Below are 21,019 nucleotides of genomic sequence, written 5' to 3'. Positions count from 1 at the left end.
ACAGAACATTATCTATCACGTTTCGCGGTTTAACCCGAAAGCGGCATGACAGGAGTAATTAATGGCTATCGACGAAAACAAACAGAAAGCGTTGGCGGCAGCGCTGGGTCAGATCGAAAAGCAATTCGGTAAAGGCTCCATCATGCGCCTGGGTGAAGACCGTTCCATGGATGTGGAAACTATCTCCACCGGTTCGCTTTCTCTGGATATCGCATTGGGCGCGGGCGGTTTGCCAATGGGCCGTATCGTCGAAATCTACGGGCCTGAATCCTCCGGTAAAACAACGCTGACCCTGCAGGTTATTGCCGCTGCGCAGCGTGAAGGTAAAACCTGTGCATTTATCGATGCAGAACACGCACTGGACCCGGTCTATGCCCGTAAGCTTGGCGTTGATATCGATAACCTGCTGTGTTCTCAGCCGGATACCGGTGAACAAGCGCTGGAAATCTGTGATGCACTGGCGCGCTCCGGTGCGGTTGACGTTATCGTTGTCGACTCCGTTGCCGCATTGACGCCGAAGGCAGAAATCGAAGGCGAGATTGGCGACTCTCACATGGGCCTTGCGGCGCGTATGATGAGCCAGGCGATGCGTAAGCTGGCCGGTAACCTGAAGCAGTCCAACACGCTGCTGATTTTCATCAACCAGATCCGTATGAAGATTGGCGTTATGTTCGGTAACCCGGAAACCACCACCGGTGGTAACGCCCTGAAATTCTATGCGTCTGTTCGTCTGGATATCCGTCGTATTGGTGCGGTGAAAGAAGGTGACAACGTGGTTGGCAGCGAAACCCGCGTTAAGGTTGTGAAAAATAAAATTGCAGCGCCGTTCAAACAGGCTGAATTCCAGATCCTTTACGGTGAAGGCATCAACTTCTACGGCGAACTGGTTGACCTGGGCGTGAAAGAGAAGCTGATTGAAAAAGCTGGTGCATGGTACAGCTACAACGGTGAGAAAATCGGTCAGGGTAAAGCGAATGCGACCAACTGGCTGAAAGAAAACCCGGCAACTGCGAAAGAAATTGAGAAGAAATTACGTGAGCTACTGCTCAATAACCAGGATTCAACGCCTGATTTCTCCGTTGATGACAGCGGCGAAGACGTAAAAGAAACGAACGAAGATTTCTGATAATCTGTTTTGAATCGCATGTTTTGAATCGCATGTTTTGAATCGCATATAGTAAAGGGCTGCATATCATGCAGCCCTTTTTCATTTCTGAAGGCTTACTATGACAGAAGCAACTTCCCGCCGTTCCGCTTATTCCCGACTGCTTGACCGCGCCGTACGTATTCTGGCGATGCGCGATCACAGCGAGCAGGAAATGCGGCGCAAGCTGGCCGCTCCGGTGATGGGGAAAAATGGACCAGAAGAAATTGATGCCACGCCGGAGGATTACGACAAGGTCATCGCCTGGTGTATTGAAAGTCGTTATCTGGATGATGATCGCTTCGTGCAGCAGTTTATCGCCAGCCGTAGCCGCAAAGGTTATGGACCTGCCCGGGTGCGCCAGGAATTAAACCAAAAAGGGATCACGCGTGAAGCTATCGAGCGGGCCATGCGTGAGTGCGAAATTGACTGGGCAGTGCTTGCGCGTGAGCAGGCCATTCGGAAGTACGGTGAACCTTTACCTGTCGATTTTTCAGATAAGGTAAAGGTCCAGCGTTTTTTGCTCTATCGCGGCTATCTGATGGAAGATATTCAGGCAATATGGCGAAATTTTGACGATTGACCGCATACGGGATTTTACTTCCCAGTAAAGAAAACTTATCTTATTCCCACTTTTCGATTGCCAGAGGCGCAGTTTGCTTGCCGATGCTGGTAATGACATTTCGTTAGCTTGATTTCTTCAGGATAATTATGAGCAAGAGCACCGCTGAGATCCGTCAGGCGTTTCTCGATTTTTTCCATAGTAAAGGACACCAGGTAGTTGCCAGCAGCTCCCTGGTACCGAACAATGACCCTACTTTGTTGTTTACCAACGCCGGGATGAACCAGTTCAAGGATGTTTTCCTTGGCCTCGACAAGCGTAATTATTCCCGCGCAACCACCTCGCAGCGTTGTGTACGTGCGGGTGGTAAGCACAATGACCTGGAAAACGTCGGTTACACTGCACGTCACCACACTTTCTTCGAAATGCTGGGCAACTTCAGCTTCGGCGATTACTTCAAACACGATGCTATTCAATATGCATGGGAACTGCTGACCGGTGAAAACTGGTTTGCCCTGCCAAAAGAGCGTCTGTGGGTCACCGTCTATGAAACTGACGATGAAGCCTATGAAATCTGGGAAAAAGAAGTCGGTATTCCGCGCGAACGTATCATCCGCATCGGTGATAACAAAGGTGCGGCTTATGCTTCCGACAACTTCTGGCAGATGGGTGATACCGGTCCTTGCGGTCCATGCACCGAAATTTTCTACGACCACGGCGACCATATCTGGGGTGGGCCTCCGGGAAGCGCAGAAGAAGATGGCGATCGCTACATTGAGATTTGGAACATCGTCTTCATGCAGTTCAACCGTCAGGCTGACGGCACCATGGAACCGCTGCCGAAACCGTCCGTGGATACCGGTATGGGTCTGGAGCGTATTGCGGCCGTGCTGCAACACGTTAACTCCAACTATGAAATCGACCTGTTCCGTTCACTGATTGAGTCCGTGGCGAAAGTCACCGGCGCGACCGATCTGAGCAACAAGTCGCTGCGCGTTATCGCCGACCATATCCGTTCCTGTGCGTTCCTGATTGCTGATGGCGTTGTGCCGTCGAATGAAAACCGTGGCTATGTGTTGCGCCGTATCATTCGTCGCGCGGTACGTCATGGCAACATGCTGGGCGCGAAGGATACCTTCTTCTACAAGCTGGTTGGTCCGTTGGTGGACGTCATGGGCTCTGCAGGTGAAGAACTGAAGCGTCAGCAGGCTATGGTTGAGCAGGTTCTGAAAACCGAAGAAGAGCAGTTTGCACGTACTCTGGAGCGTGGTCTGGCGCTGCTGGATGAAGAACTGGCAAAACTGTCTGGCGATACGCTGGACGGCGAAACCGCATTCCGTCTGTATGACACTTACGGTTTCCCGGTTGACCTGACGGCAGACGTTTGCCGCGAGCGTAACATCAAGGTTGATGAAGCTGGCTTTGAAGCTGCAATGGAAGAACAGCGCCGTCGCGCACGTGAAGCCAGCGGTTTTGGCGCAGACTACAATGCAATGATTCGTGTTGATGGCGCTTCTGAATTTAAAGGCTACGAGCAGCTGGAACTGAACGGCAAAGTCACCGCGCTGTTTGTTGATGGTAAAGCGGTAGACGCAATTAACGCTGGTCAGGACGCTGTTGTCGTACTGGATCAGACGCCGTTCTATGCGGAATCTGGTGGTCAGGTTGGCGATAAAGGCGAACTGAAAGGCGCAGGTTTTGCGTTTGCCGTTAGCGACACACAGAAATATGGCCAGGCCATTGGTCACATTGGCAAGCTGTCTGCGGGTTCTCTGAAAATTGGTGATGCAGTGCAGGCTGATGTGGATGAAGCGCGTCGTGCGCGTATTCGCCTGAACCACTCCGCAACGCATCTGATGCACGCGGCGCTGCGCCAGGTTCTGGGCACTCATGTGGCACAGAAAGGCTCGCTGGTTAACGATAAACTGCTGCGCTTCGACTTCTCTCATACCGAAGCGATGAAGCCTGCTGAAATCCGTGCTGTTGAAGATCTGGTGAATGCGCAAATCCGTCGCAACTTGTCGATTGAAACGAACATCATGGATCTCGAAGCGGCAAAAGCCAAAGGCGCAATGGCGCTGTTTGGCGAGAAATATGACGACCATGTGCGCGTTCTGAGCATGGGTGATTTCTCTACCGAACTGTGTGGCGGTACTCACGCCAGCCGTACGGGTGATATCGGTCTGTTCCGCATAGTGTCCGAGTCAGGTACTGCGGCAGGCGTTCGTCGTATCGAAGCGGTAACCGGTGAAGGCGCTATCCAAACCGTGCATGCTGAGAGCGATCGCTTAAGCGATGTTGCGCAGCTGCTGAAAGGCGATAGCCAGAATATCGCTGACAAAGTTCGTTCCGTGCTGGAGCGTACACGTCAACTGGAAAAAGAATTGCAGCAATTGAAGGAACAGGCTGCGGCGCAGGAGAGTGCAAATCTTTCCAGCAAAGCGGTTGATATCAACGGTGTGAAGCTGCTGGTCAGTGAACTCGCGGACGTTGAGCCGAAAATGTTGCGTACCATGGTTGATGATCTGAAAAATCAACTGGGGTCTACCGTTATCGTTCTGGCAACGGTAGTGGAAGGTAAGGTTTCTCTGATTGCGGGTGTGTCTAAGGACGTGACAGATCGCGTGAAAGCAGGGGAACTGGTTGGAATGGTCGCTCAGCAGGTCGGCGGTAAGGGTGGCGGTCGTCCGGACATGGCGCAAGCCGGTGGTACGGATGCAGCGGCTCTGCCTGCAGCGTTAGCCAGTGTGAAAGGCTGGGTCAGCGCAAAACTGTAATAACTATAAGCGTCAGCGCATGCCGAAACCCTAAGTTACGGCATGCGAATCAACGCTATCGACAATGATAAAGTCAGGTTGAAGTTGTGTATATCGGCTAAACTTAGGTTTAACAGAATGTGATGCCGTGACTGCTTACACTTAGGTGTTTGTCATCGCTTACTTTTTGGCGTTATATGATGGATAATGCCGGGATACAGAGAGACCCGACTCTTTTAATCTTTCAAGGAGCAAAGAATGCTGATTCTGACTCGTCGAGTTGGTGAGACCCTCATGATAGGCGATGAGGTCACCGTGACAGTTTTAGGGGTGAAGGGCAACCAGGTGCGCATTGGCGTAAACGCCCCGAAAGAAGTTTCTGTCCATCGTGAAGAGATCTACCAGCGTATCCAGGCTGAAAAATCCCAGCAGTCCAGTTACTAAGGTTTTCGCGTCTCACCTTTCTGGTGAGGCGCAACCTGATTGAGTTACCCTTTTTCTTCTCTTTTCTTCTTCGTCCTCCCCATTTTTTCGATTCTACTGGGCGTAACACCTTTCCCGACGAAGTTTCCGTTTGTTCACTGCTTCAGGAAATTGCCAATTTATCTGTTGATAAAACACTCTTTTTGCCGTTTTTGCAGACTAATTGCGCGTGAAATGTGCAAACGATAAAAGCTCTGGAAAAATTGTTTGACTTATAAGTCCCAGAAAGTAATATGTGCGCCACGCAGCGACGATGAGCAGAAACAAGTTCTTCGAAGCACTCGCAAGAGGCGTGTTGGTGAGGTGGCCGAGAGGCTGAAGGCGCTCCCCTGCTAAGGGAGTATGCGGTCAAAAGCTGCATCCGGGGTTCGAATCCCCGCCTCACCGCCATTTGCATCCGTAGCTCAGCTGGATAGAGTACTCGGCTACGAACCGAGCGGTCGGAGGTTCGAATCCTCCCGGATGCACCATCTTCTCTGCAATAACGCATTAGCGTTGTTACGGAAATCGATATCACTTTAGCAGCGATATCAAATCTGCAGTAAGTAAGTTTTCCTGATGCATCCGTAGCTCAGCTGGATAGAGTACTCGGCTACGAACCGAGCGGTCGGAGGTTCGAATCCTCCCGGATGCACCATCTTCTCCGAGATAGCAGCAAAACTGTTGTTTCATGGTCTGCGAGATAATCGCCAGTACCAGGGAGAATAACGTTGCTTCAGCAACGGCCCGCAGGGCGAGGCGCAGCCGAGTAATCCTCCCGGATGCACCATCTTCTTCGCAGTATCAGTAGTAAACAGCAATTCCCGATGCATCCGTAGCTCAGCTGGATAGAGTACTCGGCTACGAACCGAGCGGTCGGAGGTTCGAATCCTCCCGGATGCACCATCTTCTCCGAGATAGCAGCAAAACTGTTGTTTCATGGTCTGCGAGATAATCGCCAGTACCAGGGAGAATAACGTTGCTTCAGCAACGGCCCGCAGGGCGAGGCGCAGCCGAGTAATCCTCCCGGATGCACCATCTTCTTTGCAGTATCAGTAGTAATCAGCAATTCCCGATGCATCCGTAGCTCAGCTGGATAGAGTACTCGGCTACGAACCGAGCGGTCGGAGGTTCGAATCCTCCCGGATGCACCATCTTCTCCGAGATAGCAGCAAAACTGTTGTTTCATGGTCTGCGAGATAATCGCGAGCACCAGGAAGGATAACGTTGCTCCAGCAACGGCCCGCAGGGCGAACGCTAGTGAGTCATCCTCCCGGATGCACCATCTCCCCCTTTAAATTATTTCCACATACTCTCTGAACACCCTTCAATTCGCTGTCAGCGACAAAATCAATCAATTACGATAAAATAACGTCTGGTCATTCGGCTTGTGAGAAGACGATGTACGAACGTTATGCGGGTTTGATTTTTGATATGGATGGCACCATCCTGGATACTGAGCCAACGCACCGTAAGGCGTGGCATGAGGTATTGGGGCAATATGGGCTGCGGTTTGATGAACAAGCCATGGTCGCCCTCAACGGCTCCCCAACGTGGCGTATTGCCCAGTCGGTAATTGAATTGAATCATGCCGATCTTGACCCCCATGCCTTAGCGCGCGAGAAAACTGACAAGGTGAAAAGCATGTTGCTGGATAGCGTCCAGCCTCTGCCGTTGGTTGACGTCGTGAAAGCCTGGCATGGGCGTCGGCCTATGGCAGTAGGAACGGGGAGTGAAAGCGCAATTGCAGAAGCGCTGCTCGCTCACCTTGGACTGCGTCGCTATTTTGATGCTGTCGTCGCAGCCGATCACGTACAACGCCACAAACCTGCTCCTGATACGTTTTTGCTTTGTGCCGAACGTATGGGGGTTATTCCGGCGCGTTGCGTCGTGTTTGAAGATGCCGATTTTGGAATACAGGCGGCGCACGCTGCGGGAATGGACGCCGTGGATGTCCGGTTATTGTGAGTGATGGACTGTCGCTCCTGTCACTGTTTGCCAGTAGTTTTCTCAGCGCCACGCTATTACCCGGCAATTCTGAAGTTGTTTTAGTTGCTTTGCTGGTCTCCGGGATAAGTCATCCCTGGGTCTTAGTCTTAACAGCAACAATGGGTAATAGCCTTGGAGGGTTAACTAACGTTATCCTTGGGCGTTTCTTTCCTTTGCGTAAAACATCGCGCTGGCAAGAAAAAGCCACTGGCTGGCTGCGGCGCTATGGCGCTGTCACACTATTATTAAGCTGGATGCCGGTTGTAGGTGATTTATTGTGCCTGTTAGCCGGGTGGATGCGCATCTCGTGGGGTCCAGTTCTCTTTTTCTTATGCCTTGGCAAGGCGCTGCGCTATGTTGTTGTCGCAGCGGTTACGACGCAAGGCATTATGTGGTGGCACTAATTGTGTTGTGAGATAGCCTTCAGGGTAACCAATACCATTATGCTAATTAAAACGATTTTGACAGGCGGGAGGTCAATTTGATCCCGGACGTATCACAGGCGCTGGCCTGGCTGGAAAACCATCCTCAGGCGTTAAAGGGGATTCAACGTGGTCTGGAGCGCGAAACGCTGCGTGTTAATGCAGATGGGTCATTAGCAACGACAGGCCATCCTGAGGTGTTAGGCTCAGCGCTAACGCATAAATGGATAACTACTGACTTTGCCGAAGCGCTGCTGGAATTTATCACTCCGCCAGGCGATGACATTGAGAAAATGCTCACATTCATGCGCGACCTGCATCGTTATACCGCCAGAAACCTGGGCGACGAGCGTATGTGGCCGTTGAGCATGCCTTGCTATATTGCCGAAGGCCAGGATATCGAACTGGCGCAGTACGGCACGTCGAACACCGGTCGCCTGAAGACGCTGTACCGTGAAGGCCTTAAAAACCGTTACGGTGCGTTGATGCAGACAATCTCAGGCGTACACTACAACTTCTCGCTGCCAATGGCTTTCTGGCAGGCGAAGTGCGGCGTAACCGAAGGCGAAGATGCTAAAGAGAAGATCTCCGCGGGCTACTTCCGTCTGATCCGCAACTACTACCGTTTTGGTTGGGTGATCCCGTATCTGTTTGGCGCCTCTCCGGCCATTTGTTCCTCATTCCTGCAAGGAAAACCAACAACTCTGCCGTTTGAAAAAACCGACTGCGGGATGTACTACCTGCCGTACGCGACCTCGTTGCGTCTGAGTGATTTGGGCTATACCAATAAGTCGCAAAGCAATCTTGGAATTACGTTTAACGATTTGCATGAGTATGTGGCAGGATTAAAGCGCGCGATTAAAACGCCCTCCGAGGAGTACGCAGCGATCGGTCTGGAGAAAGACGGTAAGCGTCTGCAAATCAACAGCAACGTTCTGCAGATTGAAAATGAGCTGTATGCGCCTATTCGTCCGAAACGCGTCACTCGTCGTGGTGAAACGCCGTCTGATGCGCTTCTGCGTGGCGGTATCGAGTACATCGAAGTACGCTCGCTGGATATCAACCCGTTCTCACCGATCGGCGTGGACGAGCAGCAGGTACGCTTCCTCGATCTGTTTATGGTCTGGTGTGCGCTGGCCGATGCCCCGGAAATGAGCAGCGATGAATTGCTGTGTACGCGTAAAAACTGGAATCGCGTGATTCTCGAAGGTCGCAAGCCAGGACTGACGTTAGGTATTGGCTGTGAAACGGCCCAGTTCCCGCTGCCTAAGGTTGGGAAAGATTTGTTCCGCGATCTGAAACGCGTGGCACAAACGCTGGACAGCATCGATGGGGGAGAGGAGTATCAGAAGGTCTGTGATGAACTGGTTGTCTGTTTTGACAATCCTGAACTGACTTTCTCTGCCCGGATCCTACGGTCTATGATTGATGAAGGCATTGGCGGTACGGGCAAAGCGCTGGGTGAGGCTTACCGAAATCTGCTGCGTGAAGAGCCATTAGAAATATTGCAGGAAGCTGAATTTATTGCTGAAACCGAGGCTTCGAAGCGTCGTCAGCAGGAGATCGAAGCGGCTGATACTGAGCCGTTTAGCGTGTGGCTGGAAAAGCACGCTTGATACAAAAGAAAAAGGCCACTCGGGAGTGGCCAAAATTTCATCTCTGAAAACAGGGATGATGATAACAAATGCGCGTCTTTCATATACTCAGACTCGCCCCGGAACAAAGAGTTCAGATTATTTTTAAAAAATTTATCGGAGGTGGCTAAATGCCGTTGTTAGATAGTTTTACTGTCGATCACACCCGGATGGAAGCTCCCGCAGTCCGGGTTGCAAAAACGATGAATACCCCGCATGGCGACGCAATCACCGTGTTTGATCTGCGTTTCTGCATTCCGAACAAAGAAGTCATGCCTGAGAAAGGTATCCATACGCTGGAGCACCTGTTTGCAGGTTTTATGCGTAACCACCTGAACGGTAATGGCGTTGAGATTATTGATATCTCTCCGATGGGATGCCGTACCGGCTTCTACATGAGCCTGATTGGTACGCCGGACGAGCAGCGTGTTGCCGATGCGTGGAAAGCGGCAATGGCGGACGTGCTGAAAGTACAGGATCAGAACCAGATCCCGGAGCTGAACGTTTACCAGTGCGGTACGTATCAGATGCACTCTCTTAGCGAAGCACAGGATATCGCGCGTCATATTCTGGAGCGGGATGTACGCGTGAACAGCAATGAAGAGCTGGCGCTGCCGAAAGAGAAATTGCAGGAACTGCATATTTAGTCTTATTGATTAGCTGTTCCAGTATTTAAATTAACCCCGGTTTATGTCCGGGGTTTTTTATTTCGTCATATAATCTATATCTATTATATTTACGACAGGAATATAATTTCAGTTAATTAATGGGTGACCTGTTAAATAATAAAACGTGATCTGGTAAACAGAAAATAATGGATAATTAACGATGCCAGCCCACACCGATCACACAAATCAAAAAACATAAATAATTAATAGAAAAACATAATGGAATACGCCAGGTATCCAGGTAATAAAAAGACTCTTTTCATCGCTGGTGGATGGGGTTTTTATCAAATCTTATCTGGTATACATTAAACTTTAGGGATAAAAAATGAAGGTGAAATATTTAGCGCTTGTGGTCGGCGCTTGCTTTTCGCATAACCTTTGGGCAGCAAATACCGCTATTGAACAGCGTCTTGTCGAACTGGAGCAGCGCGTGATTAATGCCGAACAGCGAGCCGCAGATGCTGAATCGCAAATTCGCTCGCTGAGGCAGCAGCAGGTAGCTGCAGCGCCGACGGTGCAAGTACAGTCTGCTGAACCCTCCGCCTCTACGAAAAATCCACCCAAGTTAACGCTATCCGGTTTTAGCGATATCAAGTTCTATGGCGACGTTGAGTTTAATATGGATGCGGCAAGCCGCTCTGGTAGTCTGACATCAACCAGAACTTCGGCAAATAAAGATTGGGCGCCGGGAACGAATGAACGTTGGGATATCAACGGGCGTCTGCTATTAGGGTTTGATGGCTACCAACGACTGAACAACGGTAATTTCGCCGGCTTCTCAGTTCAGCCGCTGGCAGACCTGACCGGAAAAATGAATCTCGATGATGCAGTGTTCTTTTTTGGTCAGGAAAAAGACTGGCAAATTAAGGTCGGACGTTTTGAAGCGTACGATATGTTCCCGCTGAATCAGGATACGTTTATTGAATATTCAGGTAATACGGCGAATGATCTTTACAGTGATGGCTATGGCTATATTTATATGATGAAAGAGGGGCGTGGACGTAGCGACAGCGGCGGTAATTTCCTGATCAGTAAAACCATCGATAACTGGTATTTTGAAGTGAATACATTGATGGAAAATGGCAGTACGCTCTATACCGAGAAGCAGTACCACGGGATGGACTTAACCAATGATAAAAACGTGGCTTACGTGCGCCCGGTGATCGCCTGGCAAAATGGGCGTTTCTCGACGGCAGTGGCGATGGAAAGTAACGTCGTTAACAACGCCTACGGCTATTATGAGAACGGGAAGTGGATCGATCAGTCCGATCGTACGGGGTATGGTTTTACCATGACCTGGGACGGACAAAAAACCGATGCGGAAGACGGCGCGGTGATTAACCTGAATACTGCTTATATGGACGCGACCGATGAGACCGATTTTACCGCTGGGGTGAACGCGTTGTGGCATCGATTCGAACTGGGCTATATCTATGCGCATAACAAAATCGAAGCCTTCAATGCTACCAATATAGATGCCGTTTGTGAGAACGATTGCTGGATCACCGATCCCGGCAATTATGACATTCACACTATTCATGCCTCATATTTATTCCCCAATGTGATGGATATGAAAAACTTTAATATCTATCTCGGTGCTTATGCCTCATGGGTTGAGGCCGATCCGAACAATGGCGACAACAGCGAAGATGCTCGTTACGGCGGACGCCTGAGATTCAAATATTATTTCTGATGCTGGCCACAATAAAAAAGGGATCCGCAGATCCCTTTTATCAGATAGTTAGTGCGCTCCACCGCCGCCGCCGCCCGCGCCGAAGGGCGGTTTAGCGAACCACACCAGACCAAGCAAAACCAGGAAGATCCCCGCCGACATCCAGAAGATTTCGTTGGCGGAAATAATCAGACCCTGATTAGTGATCTGCTGGGCTATCCACCCTGACGCCTGCTGGTGCGTCATCCCTAAATCCTGCAGCTTGTCGTACATTGCCTGAGCATTTGGGTTGTAGGGGTTAACGGATTCCGTCAATTGCGCATGGTGCAGCGACTCACGGTTAGTCCACATCGTTGTTGTAATCGATGTACCAATAGAGCCGGCCAGCGTTCGCGTAAAGTTAGACAAGCTCGATGCAGCCGCCAGACGCTCAGGCGGTAAACCGGACAGCGTAATGGTCGTCAGCGGCATAAAGAAGCAGGCTACTGCGAACCCCTGAATAAACTGCGGCCAGGCCGATGCGCCAAAGTCCATACCCGGCTCGAACGTCCACGCACGCCAGTAGAAACAGACGGCGTACATAATAAAACTGAACGTCACCAGCCGACGCATATCCAGCTTGTGCGCGAAGCGGCCGATAATTGGCGACAGGATCACCGGAATAATCCCTACCGGTGCGGACGCCAGACCAGCCCAGGTTGCCGTATAGCCGTATACCTCCTGCAACAGCTGCGGCAGCAAGACGATGGCACCGAAGTAGAGCATATAGGCCAGGCTAATACACAGGCAGCCGATGGTAAAGTTACGCGATTTAAACAGCGAGAGATCGACAATGGGGTGCTCGTCGGTAAGCTCCCAGACGATCAGGAAGCTGATAGCAACCACGGCGACCACCGTCAGGATGATAATCTCCTGCGAGGCGAACCAGTCCAGCTCTTTGCCGCGGTCGAGCATAATCTGTAAACTGCCGATACCGATGACCAGCAGTGCCAGACCAATGGCGTCAATGCGCCGCTGCTCGGTTTTGGTTTCCCGACCGCGCAGGGTTTGCAGGGTCATCAATACCACCGCAGCCCCGATTGGCACGTTGATAAAAAATATCCAGCCCCAGTGATAGTTGTCGCTGATATAGCCCCCCAGAATAGGACCACATATCGGGGCAACAATCACCGTCATCGACCATAGCGCGAGGGCGATGGAACGCTTGGCGGGTGGATAGTTATTCAGCAACAGGCTCTGTGACAGCGGAATTAATGGACCGGCGACAATACCCTGGATTACGCGGAAGAAAATCAGCATGTTCAGGCTGGTGGACATCCCGCATGCCCATGACGCAATGACGAAGGCGATAGTTGACCACATAAAGAGTCTTACTTCGCCAAAGCGTTTTGCCAGCCAGCCGGTGATCGGAATAGAGATAGCGTTCGCCACCCCGAATGAGGTGATCACCCAGGTTCCCTGGCTCAGTGAAGAGCCGAGGTTCCCGGCGATAGTGGGGATCGCCACGTTAGCAATGGTGGAGTCCAGCACCTGCATGAATGTCGCCAGGGACAGCGCGATCGTCATTATGACGAGCTGCGCGCCTTCCAGCGGTTTTTGCTGTTGCATCACACGCACCTTTGAATTAGCCCGCGTTGGCCCGCACGATCTCTTCGATCATCTTATTGACCGGAGCAAGGTCGATTTCACGTGCATTACTTTCTGATACCGGCGTGGTGCGGACCTGGCTTGCCAGAATTTGTCCGTCACGATTGGAGGTATCGACTGTAACCAGCGTAGACAAACCGATCCGCAGAGGATGCTGTGCCAGTTGCTGCGCATCCAGTTCGATACGCACCGGCAGACGCTGGACGACTTTGATCCAGTTCCCGGTTGCGTTTTGTGCTGGCAGCAGGGAGAAGGCGCTGCCCGTTCCCATATCGAGGCCGACAACTTTACCGGTATATTTCACGTCATCGCCATAAATATCGCTGACAACCGTCGCGGGTTGACCAATACGAATGTGGGCGAGCTGTGTTTCTTTGAAGTTGGCATCCACCCACAGGTTGGTGGCCGGAACAACCGCCATTAACGGCGTGGTTGGGCTAATCTGCGCACCAGGCTGTACGGCGCGACGGGATACATAACCGGTCATTGGGCTGACAATTCTGGTACGTTCCAGCGCCAGCCAGGCATCGCGCACTTCGGTGGCGGCCTGTTGTACGGCGGGTTGATCTTCCAGCTTGCTGCCGAGAATCATTGCCTGGTTAGCATTATATTGTTGGATTGCGACATCAAGCTGAGCCTGAGCGCTGGCGACGGCATCACGCGCATGTTGCAGCTCTTCGCGGCCAATCAGGTTGGCGTTGCCCAGCGGGACTCGGCGATTAAAATCGCTTTGTGCCTGCGCCAGAGCTGTTTTCTGCACTTCAATGTTGGCCTGTAACTGCTTGCTGTTGATCATCAACTGGTGCGTCTGACGCACGCTGGAGGCCAGCGCAGTTTTGGCTTTTTCAAATGCCTGTTTGGCATCTGTCTGGTCGAGGGTGACCAGCACATCGCCTTGTTTTACAAAGTCAGTGTTATCAGCCCAGACTTTCGTCACGCTGCCTGATACCTGCGCCATGATTTGAACCTGGTTCCCTGCCACGTACGCATCGTCTGTATCTTCGTAATGACGCAGTACTAAAAACCAATAAATCCCATATGCCACGGCAATGATAATAAAGAGCAAGGTCAGAAGGAGAAGCAGACTTTTACGTTTGCCATTCTTCTTGACCGGTTGCTGCGGGGTTTGAGTCTCCGCATTTGCGCTCATGTTGTTCTCCACGATCTTCTTTTTATTCACATCGGCTGAGCCGACCTGTTTATCAGACAGGCCAGCAGTATGCGTGCTGGCCTGTCGGTTTTTTCATTTATAAATCTGGATTTCTGAGCGAGTCGACGCCTTAGCGCAGCGCTTCTAACACCGCGCCATCCTGCTCCATCTGATCAAGACGGGTCAGAAGTTTACGGGTAATTTGCTCAAGCTGATCTTTTTCGGTGGTGCTAAGAGACGACCAGAGCTGGTGCAGGCAATTATGCTGAGGCGGTAACACCTCTTGCAAAAATGCATGGCCTTTCTCGGTCAATTGCAGATGCAGACAGCGGCGATCGTTATCGCTTTCGCGACGTTCGATCCAGCCACGTTTTTCTAACTCATCCGCGATGCGGGTAGCGTTAGTACGTGACGAGCCAAGCGCACAACTCAGTTCAGAAGGCTGAATACTGTGGTTTTCCTGAGACTCCAGCGTAATCAACGCCATAAACAACGTCTCGTTAATCCCTTGAGCTTTCAGCATCTTATTGCGATTTTCCAGCAGCTTGCCCTGCATGTGCATGCATAGACGAGTCAGAAGCACTTCCTGATAAGGGAACTCTTCGTAGCGGCTGGCGCGAAATTTTAGCATTTGTTCAATGGGCGTAAACGAACTATCCATTTGGGTATAACCTCATTAATTTCAGCCGATATAGTAACGACAGTGACAAATAAAGTAAATGTATTATTAATTTAAAATGATTGTTTTTATCTATAAGACAACCAGCATTTTCCAGGCTAATCCATAGCCCAGAGCACTCAGTAACGTTGGAATGATGATGCTGCGGGTCTTATAGAAGCTTGCACCCAGTATGACAAACCCCACCAGAGTAGGCACGAACCGACGAGCGTCGTGCATCACTTCTGGCGCGGTAGACACCACCAGCAGGGCGCAAATTGATGTAATGCCAATAGTGTCGAGTAATATGCCCGTCGCGCCGCGCTTCGTCGGGCGAACATTGCCGACCCCAAGACGGAGCGGCAAATAGCGAAAACAGTAATTTACGCAGCCGACCAACAGGCCAAGTAGCAGAACTTCATAGCTCATCAGGACCTCCTTGCCAAAATGACTGGATGAGCGCCGTCAGGCATCCACAGACAATACCTGCAAGGATAGCGGCAGGGATGGAAAACAGCATGACGCCAGCCAGCGCCCCGGCCAGGGCCGCAGTCACGCAAAGCGCCTGTTTTCGTTGGAATGACGCGAGCAGGAAGCTCATAAACAGCGCCGGGAGCATGAAGCCCAGTGCCGCTTCAACCGCCGGGTAATCTTTGAGTAAACCACTGCCGGAAAACGCGCCGAGCACCGTACCAAACACCCAGGAGGCCCAGGAGCATAGCGCAATGCCGATCATCCAGTTTTCACTCCAGCGCCGGTTATCCCGTACCAGTTTCGCCGTTGCAGCGGCAAAGACTTCATCGGTAAGGCCAAAAGCCCACAGCGCGCTTTTGGGTTTACTCAGTCGCTGGGCGATCCGACTACGCAGGGAAGGGCCGTACAAAACATGACGGACATCCATGGCCATGACGGTCAGCGCGGCGACCCACAGCGAACTGCCTGCGGCGAGCATGGTGGTAATGACAAACTGGCTGGCTCCCGCATAGATAATGCAGGAGAAAAAGACGCTTTCAACCGGCGTAAAGCCAAGGCGAGTGGCATTGAGACCAAATGCAAAAGCGACCGGAATATAGCTGATAACAATTGGCAGGCTGTCTTTGAATCCTTCCGTTAACGTTGCCGAACTGGATTCAGACTGGGGTACAGGGCTTTCCATAGGGTTATAGGTTTCATTACCGAAATTAATATAACTTGGTTCAATGAGTTATAACCTTAGCAGACTGATGGGCTCCTTAACACCCTGTGGAGCCCAATCAGCGGTAAACATGCGTTATACGCTTAATTTACGGCTTCCTGACGGTGAAAACCTCGCCACCAGACCAACAGGTTGAGTATGGCAACGGTCGTACCTGCCAGACAAACGCCAGCCCACCCGGCATGCTGCCAGGCAGAGGCTGAAATCAGCGAACCTGCCGCTCCGCCAATAAAATAGCTGGTCATGTATCCGGCTGTCAGGCGATTACGCGCGTCAGGATGAATGCGATAGATAACCGTCTGGTTGGTGATGTGCACTCCCTGAACGGTGAGGTCCAACACCAGAATACCGATAATCAGCATGGGGACTGAAGCATGCCCAAACCAAATAGCAAGCCAGGAGAGCAGTAGTAACAGTAGCCCCATGGTTGTGGTCAGGTGGGATTTACCTTTATCGGCAAAACCGCCCGCCGGACGTGCGCCTAACGCCCCTGCGGCACCCGCCAGACCGAACAGACCAATCATTCCTTCCGAATAGTTAAATGGCGGCGCGGCGAGCAAAAATGCCATCGAGGTCCACAGAATACTGAAATTGGCAAAAGTCAGGCAGCCCAGCATCGCGCGGGTACGCAGCAATTTATCGTGAATAAACAGGCTGAATACGGAGCCTAACAGCTGCGGATAGTTGAGATGGGTATCGGATTTCATCTTCGGCAGGCCGCGCCACAGTGCAACCGCCATCAGCGCCATTAATACTGATGCGACCCAAAATACGGTGCGCCAGCCGCCAAGATTCGCCAGTAATCCCGCCACGGTGCGCGCCAGTAGAATACCTAGCAGCAGGCCGCTCATAATCGTCCCAACAACTTTACCGCGCTTGTCCGGTGTGGCAAGCGTTGCCGCCAGCGGAACCAAAATCTGTGCCACTACCGAGAACAGCCCGGTCAGGGCAGTACCGAGGATCAGCATACCCAGCGACTGGCTGCTGGCGGTGATCAGCATGCCACCAGCCGCTAACAGCGTCATGGAGACAATCAGCATCCGGCGTTCAAACATATCGCCGAGCGGCACTAAGAACAGCAGGCCGGCGGCGTAGCCGAGCTGGGCCGCGGTGACGATAAACCCTGCGGTACTGGCAGAGAGCGAAAAGTTGCGTGCGATGGTGTCGAGCAGCGGCTGCGCATAATAGTTACTGGCGACGGCGAGGCCGGTGGCGATAGACATTAACAGGATTAGCGAAGGGCTAAGTCCCTGAGTTGTTTTCGTCATGGTTTTCAACTGAATAATGGATTGCAGAAAACAATCATAACGGAAGTGATTAAATGTTGCTGATTTGTTGAGTGATGGATTGTGCGATTGGAGGAGGGTGGATAGGCCGGATAAGGCGCATCGCGCCACCATCCGGCATTTATGCGGTTACTGGCCTGATGGCAATACGCTCATCAGGCCTGTGAGTGGGTTATTTCTGCGCGGCCAGCGCTTCGTTCACCCAGCCGTCAAACTGCTGCTGGTGGGCTTTGATCCAGCCGTCAACGTGACCCTGCACGTCGGCTTCAGACGCTTTCCCGTCGTGCATCATTGCGTTCTGCGCGTTGATATCCGCCAGCGGCAGCTTCATGATGGCAAACAGTTTCGCCGCAGCCGGGTTTTTCTCTGCCCAGGCTTTATTGGCGACAATATGCATCGTGTTCACCGGGAAGCCGTAGTTGGCGCCGTTTGGCAGCTTGGTATCAATATCTTTCTGCTCGCCTGGCAGGGAAGAGAACGGCACCTGCAGCCAGACCACATCTTTACCCGGCTTCATTACGTCGCTGACCCAGTACGGTGTCCAGGTGTAGTAAAGAATGGGTTTACCTTCTTTGAAGCGGGTAATGGTGTCAGCCATCATTGCTGCATAGTTACCGTGGCTGACTTCGACGGTTTTTTCCAAATCGAAAGCTTTGTTCTGGTGGTTGATTACTGCTTCACAACCCCAGCCTGGTGAACAGCCCATCATATCGGCTTTTCCGTCACCGTTGGTGTCAAAGATTTTGGCGATCTTCGGATCTTTTAACTGGGCGATATTGGTGATTTTGTACTGCTCAGCGGTTTTTTTGTCGATCAGATAACCCTGTGCGGCACCCGTAACGAATACCCCCTCGCGATAAAACTTTTTGTCTCCGCCCGCCGCGGCGTACATATCATCATGCAGCGGCTGCCAGTTCACGGCGGTAAAAGTTGCATCGCCAGAGGCAATGGAGGTATAGCCGACGTTGTAGTCAACTTCGCTGGTTTTGTTAACGGTGTAACCCAGTTTCTCCAGCGCACGGGCGACTAACTGCGTCTGGAAGGATTCTTCAGAGATAGTGCTCTGGATTGGCTGTACGGTAATGCCTTTGCCCGGCAGGTCGGCAGCGAAAGTGCTGGTGGAGACAAGGGTGGCAAACGCTGTGGCAATAATTGCTTTCTGTCGCATCGTTGTTCCTTATTGCACTTCATCCTTCAAGCCGCCTCTTTGTTGGCTGCACTCATGCACCCCAGTCACGTACTACTTGTACGCTCCTGGGGATACATTCGTTTGCCGCCGCGATGCAACTTGAATGATTTTGTGCAAGTTAATGAATTGTAGGCCCGGTAAGCAATGCGCCACCGGGCAACGGGTGAATTACTTCGTGAAAGGGCGAGTGATAAGCCCAACGGGACCAGTGGTGTACCAGCGACGGTTGCCACGGCTACGCGAATCGCGACCAACGGCCTGTGTCAGGCGATCCAGAATGATGGCGAGGATCACAATCCCAACTCCGCCGACGGTGGCAAGCCCCATATCCAGACGACCAATTCCGCGCAGAACCATCTGACCCAGCCCGCCCACGGCAATCATCGACGCGATGACGACCATTGAGAGCGCCAGCATCAGCGTCTGGTTAACCCCGGCCATAATGGTGGGCATTGCCAGCGGGAGCTGCACTTTAAACAGCATCTGACGCGGGCTGGCACCAAACGAACGCGAGGCTTCAATCAGATCGGCTGGAACCTGGTTAATCCCCAGAATAGTCAGACGTACGATTGGCGGCAGGGCGAAGATAATCGTCACCACTACGCCCGGGACGTTACCAATACCGAACAACATGACAATCGGCACCAGATAGACAAACGCGGGTGTGGTTTGCATGGCGTCCAGCAGCGGGCGAACAATTTTTGCTGCCCGTGGACTGCGCGCCAACCAGATCCCCATCGGCAGACCGATCACCACGCAGAACAGCAACGCGGTCAACACCAGCGCCAGAGTTATCATGGCCTGCGACCACGCGCCGATGGCACCGATGGCAATCAAGGAAATCAGCGTAGCAACGCCCATCCCAACACCGGAAATCTGCCAGGCAATTAGCGCGAACAGGATAATCGCCACCGGGGCTGGCATACCTAACAGCAGCTGTTGAAAACCGTTGAGAATGTAATCCACCGGGACACGAATGCCCTGGAAGACCGGACGGAAATGGGTAACGACCCAGTCGATCCCCTCTGTGACCCAGCTGTCCAGTGGGATCAGCGTTTTATGGAACGGATCCATAATATTGAAATGCTCTGGTGCCGGCGCGGGGGCGCTGGTCAGCCAGTCCGCGCCACCGCCGTCAGTGGGCGCACCGGATGGCGTGCTCCAGGCATCGGCAGTTTGTGCGGCGCTGTCGGCCGCTGGTGTGGTATCCCACGGATTAGTTTGATCAGCCATTGTTTACCCCCTCACGATCTAAAGCCTGTAACAGCATGCGTTTTGAAATGACGCCCACATACTGCTGTTCCTCATCAACAACCGGCACCGCGCACGGGGCCTGGCCGACATGAGAAAGCAACTCGCTGAGAGGAGTTTGTGCATCTACGGCTAACGGCTCATCGATCAATGCCGCTTCAATACCTTGCGCCTGACTTAACGCTGTTTTTAAGGAGTCGATTGAAACAACGCCAACGAATTTATTGCCGCGTTCGATCACGTAACCATATTCGCGATCTTTGTCCTGCAATAATTGCAGCGCCGAACGTGGACCCACCCCGGGCGTTTTACGAATTAAACCTTCGGGGCTACGGCGTGAAATATCTTTCGCACTGAAGACCTGGCTAATATCAACGCCACGGAAGAAGGTGCGTACATAATCATTGGCTGGATTATTCAGGATTTCATCCGGCGTGCCGACCTGGACCACTTCACCGTTTTGCATAATGGCAATTCTGTCGCCAATACGCATAGCTTCGTCGAGATCATGCGATATAAAGACCACGGTGCGCTGATGCTTCGCCTGTAGTTTTACCAGTTCATCCTGCATCTCAGTACGAATTAATGGATCGAGGGCTGAGAAGGCCTCATCCATTAATAAGATATCAGGGTTAATGGCTAATGCGCGGGCGAGGCCTACACGCTGGCGCATACCCCCGGAAAGTTCATCCGGGTATCCGTGAGCATAATTCTCCAGACCAACCTGACGTAGCGCATCTAACGCTTTTTCACGACGTTCATCCGCACCAACACCGGCTAATTCCATGCCGAACGCCGTATTGTCCAGCACCGTCATGTGCGGCATCAGGGCAAAGGACTGGAACACCATCGCAATCTTTTTTCTGCGCACCTCGCGAAGCTCAGCATCGGATATCCGGGCGATGTCTACGCCGTCAATCAATACCTGCCCGCGGGTGGGTTCAATCAGGCGATTGAGAAGGCGTACCATTGTGGATTTACCCGAACCGGATAATCCCATGATGACAAATATCTCGCCTTCTTCAATGGCCAGACTGGCGTTCTTAACGCCAAGCGATAGCCCCGTTTTATCCAGAATCTGCTCTTTTGAAAGTCCTTTTTCAATATATTTGAAGGCTCTCTGCGGATGCTCTCCAAATATCTTATAGAGATTTTTAACTTCTAATTTAATTGCCATGCAATAGAATGATTCCTGTTATTTGTTTATATCGATATATTACCTGATGGAAATAGTGACCTTTTTCTACCCTAACATACTGAGAATCTGAGACAACCCTGAATTTGGTTGTGGCATGAATATTGCCAAAGGCCAGGTGGCGGGACTTCCCGTGATA

The 21,019-nt window shown here is 51.8% G+C and carries 18 protein-coding genes and 5 tRNA genes; 14 read left to right on the top strand and 9 right to left on the bottom strand.

Annotated features, from left to right (window positions below):
• Window positions 1-61: 61 nt before the first annotated feature.
• The 14 genes from recA (at window position 62) to G4551_RS18250 (ending at window position 11,330) form a co-directional block, all read left to right on the top strand.
• The gene (gene recA, locus G4551_RS18315; RefSeq protein ID WP_003037330.1) at window positions 62-1,126 is read left to right on the top strand and encodes a recombinase RecA; all 1,065 of its coding nucleotides are present in this window, start codon (window positions 62-64) and stop codon (window positions 1,124-1,126) included.
• A 100-nt stretch (window positions 1,127-1,226) separates the two neighbouring features.
• Complete coding sequence (gene recX, locus G4551_RS18310; RefSeq protein WP_003840244.1) at window positions 1,227-1,727, top strand: recombination regulator RecX; 501 nt, start codon at window positions 1,227-1,229, stop codon at window positions 1,725-1,727.
• A 128-nt stretch (window positions 1,728-1,855) separates the two neighbouring features.
• Complete coding sequence (gene alaS, locus G4551_RS18305) at window positions 1,856-4,483, top strand: alanine--tRNA ligase (RefSeq protein WP_003840242.1); 2,628 nt, start codon at window positions 1,856-1,858, stop codon at window positions 4,481-4,483.
• A 237-nt stretch (window positions 4,484-4,720) separates the two neighbouring features.
• Window positions 4,721-4,906, top strand: a complete 186-nt coding sequence (gene csrA / locus G4551_RS18300) for a carbon storage regulator CsrA (RefSeq protein ID WP_000906486.1) — start codon at window positions 4,721-4,723, stop codon at window positions 4,904-4,906.
• Window positions 4,907-5,242: 336 nt separating this feature from the next.
• Window positions 5,243-5,335 (top strand) — tRNA-Ser (locus G4551_RS18295).
• 3 nt (window positions 5,336-5,338) lie between these two features.
• Window positions 5,339-5,415: transfer RNA gene (locus tag G4551_RS18290), tRNA-Arg, on the top strand.
• 90 nt (window positions 5,416-5,505) lie between these two features.
• Window positions 5,506-5,582 (top strand) — tRNA-Arg (locus G4551_RS18285).
• A 171-nt stretch (window positions 5,583-5,753) separates the two neighbouring features.
• Window positions 5,754-5,830: transfer RNA gene (locus G4551_RS18280), tRNA-Arg, on the top strand.
• A 171-nt stretch (window positions 5,831-6,001) separates the two neighbouring features.
• Window positions 6,002-6,078: transfer RNA gene (locus G4551_RS18275), tRNA-Arg, on the top strand.
• A 247-nt stretch (window positions 6,079-6,325) separates the two neighbouring features.
• The gene (yqaB, locus tag G4551_RS18270) at window positions 6,326-6,892 is read left to right on the top strand and encodes a fructose-1-phosphate/6-phosphogluconate phosphatase (protein WP_003839661.1); all 567 of its coding nucleotides are present in this window, start codon (window positions 6,326-6,328) and stop codon (window positions 6,890-6,892) included.
• Window positions 6,889-7,317: a YqaA family protein gene (locus tag G4551_RS18265; protein WP_003839664.1), complete on the top strand. Its 429-nt coding sequence runs from the start codon at window positions 6,889-6,891 to the stop codon at window positions 7,315-7,317. Before yqaB ends, G4551_RS18265 begins: the two co-directional genes overlap by 4 nt.
• Before the next feature lie 77 nt (window positions 7,318-7,394).
• Window positions 7,395-8,951 carry a glutamate--cysteine ligase gene (gene gshA / locus G4551_RS18260; RefSeq protein ID WP_003037314.1) on the top strand — a complete coding sequence of 519 codons (1,557 nt, stop codon included), beginning with the start codon at window positions 7,395-7,397 and terminating at the stop codon, window positions 8,949-8,951.
• A gap of 149 nt (window positions 8,952-9,100) precedes the next feature.
• A complete protein-coding gene (gene luxS, locus G4551_RS18255; RefSeq protein WP_003037312.1) occupies window positions 9,101-9,616 on the top strand; it encodes an S-ribosylhomocysteine lyase in 516 nt (171 codons plus the stop codon).
• Window positions 9,617-9,962: 346 nt separating this feature from the next.
• On the top strand, window positions 9,963-11,330 hold the full coding sequence (locus G4551_RS18250) for a carbohydrate porin (protein ID WP_003839666.1): 1,368 nt from the start codon (window positions 9,963-9,965) through the stop codon (window positions 11,328-11,330).
• A gap of 48 nt (window positions 11,331-11,378) precedes the next feature.
• On the opposite strand, the gene emrB is transcribed toward G4551_RS18250, so the two are convergent.
• The 9 genes from emrB to proV all read right to left on the bottom strand — a co-directional run bounded on the left by emrB (window position 11,379) and on the right by proV (window position 20,862).
• Window positions 11,379-12,917, bottom strand: a complete 1,539-nt coding sequence (gene emrB, locus G4551_RS18245) for a multidrug efflux MFS transporter permease subunit EmrB (RefSeq protein WP_003037306.1) — start codon at window positions 12,915-12,917, stop codon at window positions 11,379-11,381.
• Between the two features lie 16 nt (window positions 12,918-12,933).
• Entirely contained in the window at window positions 12,934-14,106 is a 1,173-nt protein-coding gene (emrA, locus tag G4551_RS18240) for a multidrug efflux MFS transporter periplasmic adaptor subunit EmrA (RefSeq protein ID WP_003037303.1), read from the bottom strand.
• Between the two features lie 130 nt (window positions 14,107-14,236).
• Window positions 14,237-14,767: a multidrug efflux transporter EmrAB transcriptional repressor EmrR gene (gene emrR / locus G4551_RS18235; RefSeq protein WP_003037300.1), complete on the bottom strand. Its 531-nt coding sequence runs from the start codon at window positions 14,765-14,767 to the stop codon at window positions 14,237-14,239.
• A 90-nt stretch (window positions 14,768-14,857) separates the two neighbouring features.
• Window positions 14,858-15,193 (bottom strand): L-valine transporter subunit YgaH, encoded by a 336-nt coding sequence (gene ygaH, locus G4551_RS18225; RefSeq protein WP_003037297.1) that lies wholly within the window; start codon window positions 15,191-15,193, stop codon window positions 14,858-14,860.
• Window positions 15,183-15,920, bottom strand: coding sequence for an AzlC family ABC transporter permease (locus G4551_RS18220; protein WP_003839672.1), 738 nt, complete (start codon window positions 15,918-15,920; stop codon window positions 15,183-15,185). The genes ygaH and G4551_RS18220 overlap by 11 nt, the downstream gene beginning before the upstream one ends.
• Before the next feature lie 122 nt (window positions 15,921-16,042).
• Complete coding sequence (locus tag G4551_RS18215; protein WP_003839673.1) at window positions 16,043-17,227, bottom strand: MFS transporter; 1,185 nt, start codon at window positions 17,225-17,227, stop codon at window positions 16,043-16,045.
• A gap of 190 nt (window positions 17,228-17,417) precedes the next feature.
• Window positions 17,418-18,413, bottom strand: coding sequence for a glycine betaine/L-proline ABC transporter substrate-binding protein ProX (proX, locus tag G4551_RS18210; RefSeq protein ID WP_003037288.1), 996 nt, complete (start codon window positions 18,411-18,413; stop codon window positions 17,418-17,420).
• A 189-nt stretch (window positions 18,414-18,602) separates the two neighbouring features.
• Window positions 18,603-19,667 carry a glycine betaine/L-proline ABC transporter permease ProW gene (gene proW / locus G4551_RS18205; protein WP_003037285.1) on the bottom strand — a complete coding sequence of 355 codons (1,065 nt, stop codon included), beginning with the start codon at window positions 19,665-19,667 and terminating at the stop codon, window positions 18,603-18,605.
• Complete coding sequence (proV, locus tag G4551_RS18200; protein WP_003037282.1) at window positions 19,660-20,862, bottom strand: glycine betaine/L-proline ABC transporter ATP-binding protein ProV; 1,203 nt, start codon at window positions 20,860-20,862, stop codon at window positions 19,660-19,662. The genes proW and proV overlap by 8 nt, the downstream gene beginning before the upstream one ends.
• Between the last annotated feature and the right edge of the window lie 157 nt (window positions 20,863-21,019).

This window comes from Citrobacter freundii ATCC 8090 = MTCC 1658 = NBRC 12681 (assembly GCF_011064845.1).
Taxonomy (GTDB): domain Bacteria; phylum Pseudomonadota; class Gammaproteobacteria; order Enterobacterales; family Enterobacteriaceae; genus Citrobacter; species Citrobacter freundii.
The sequence above is the reverse complement of the archived record's forward strand: the minus strand, read 5'-3'. Positions and strand labels throughout refer to the sequence as shown.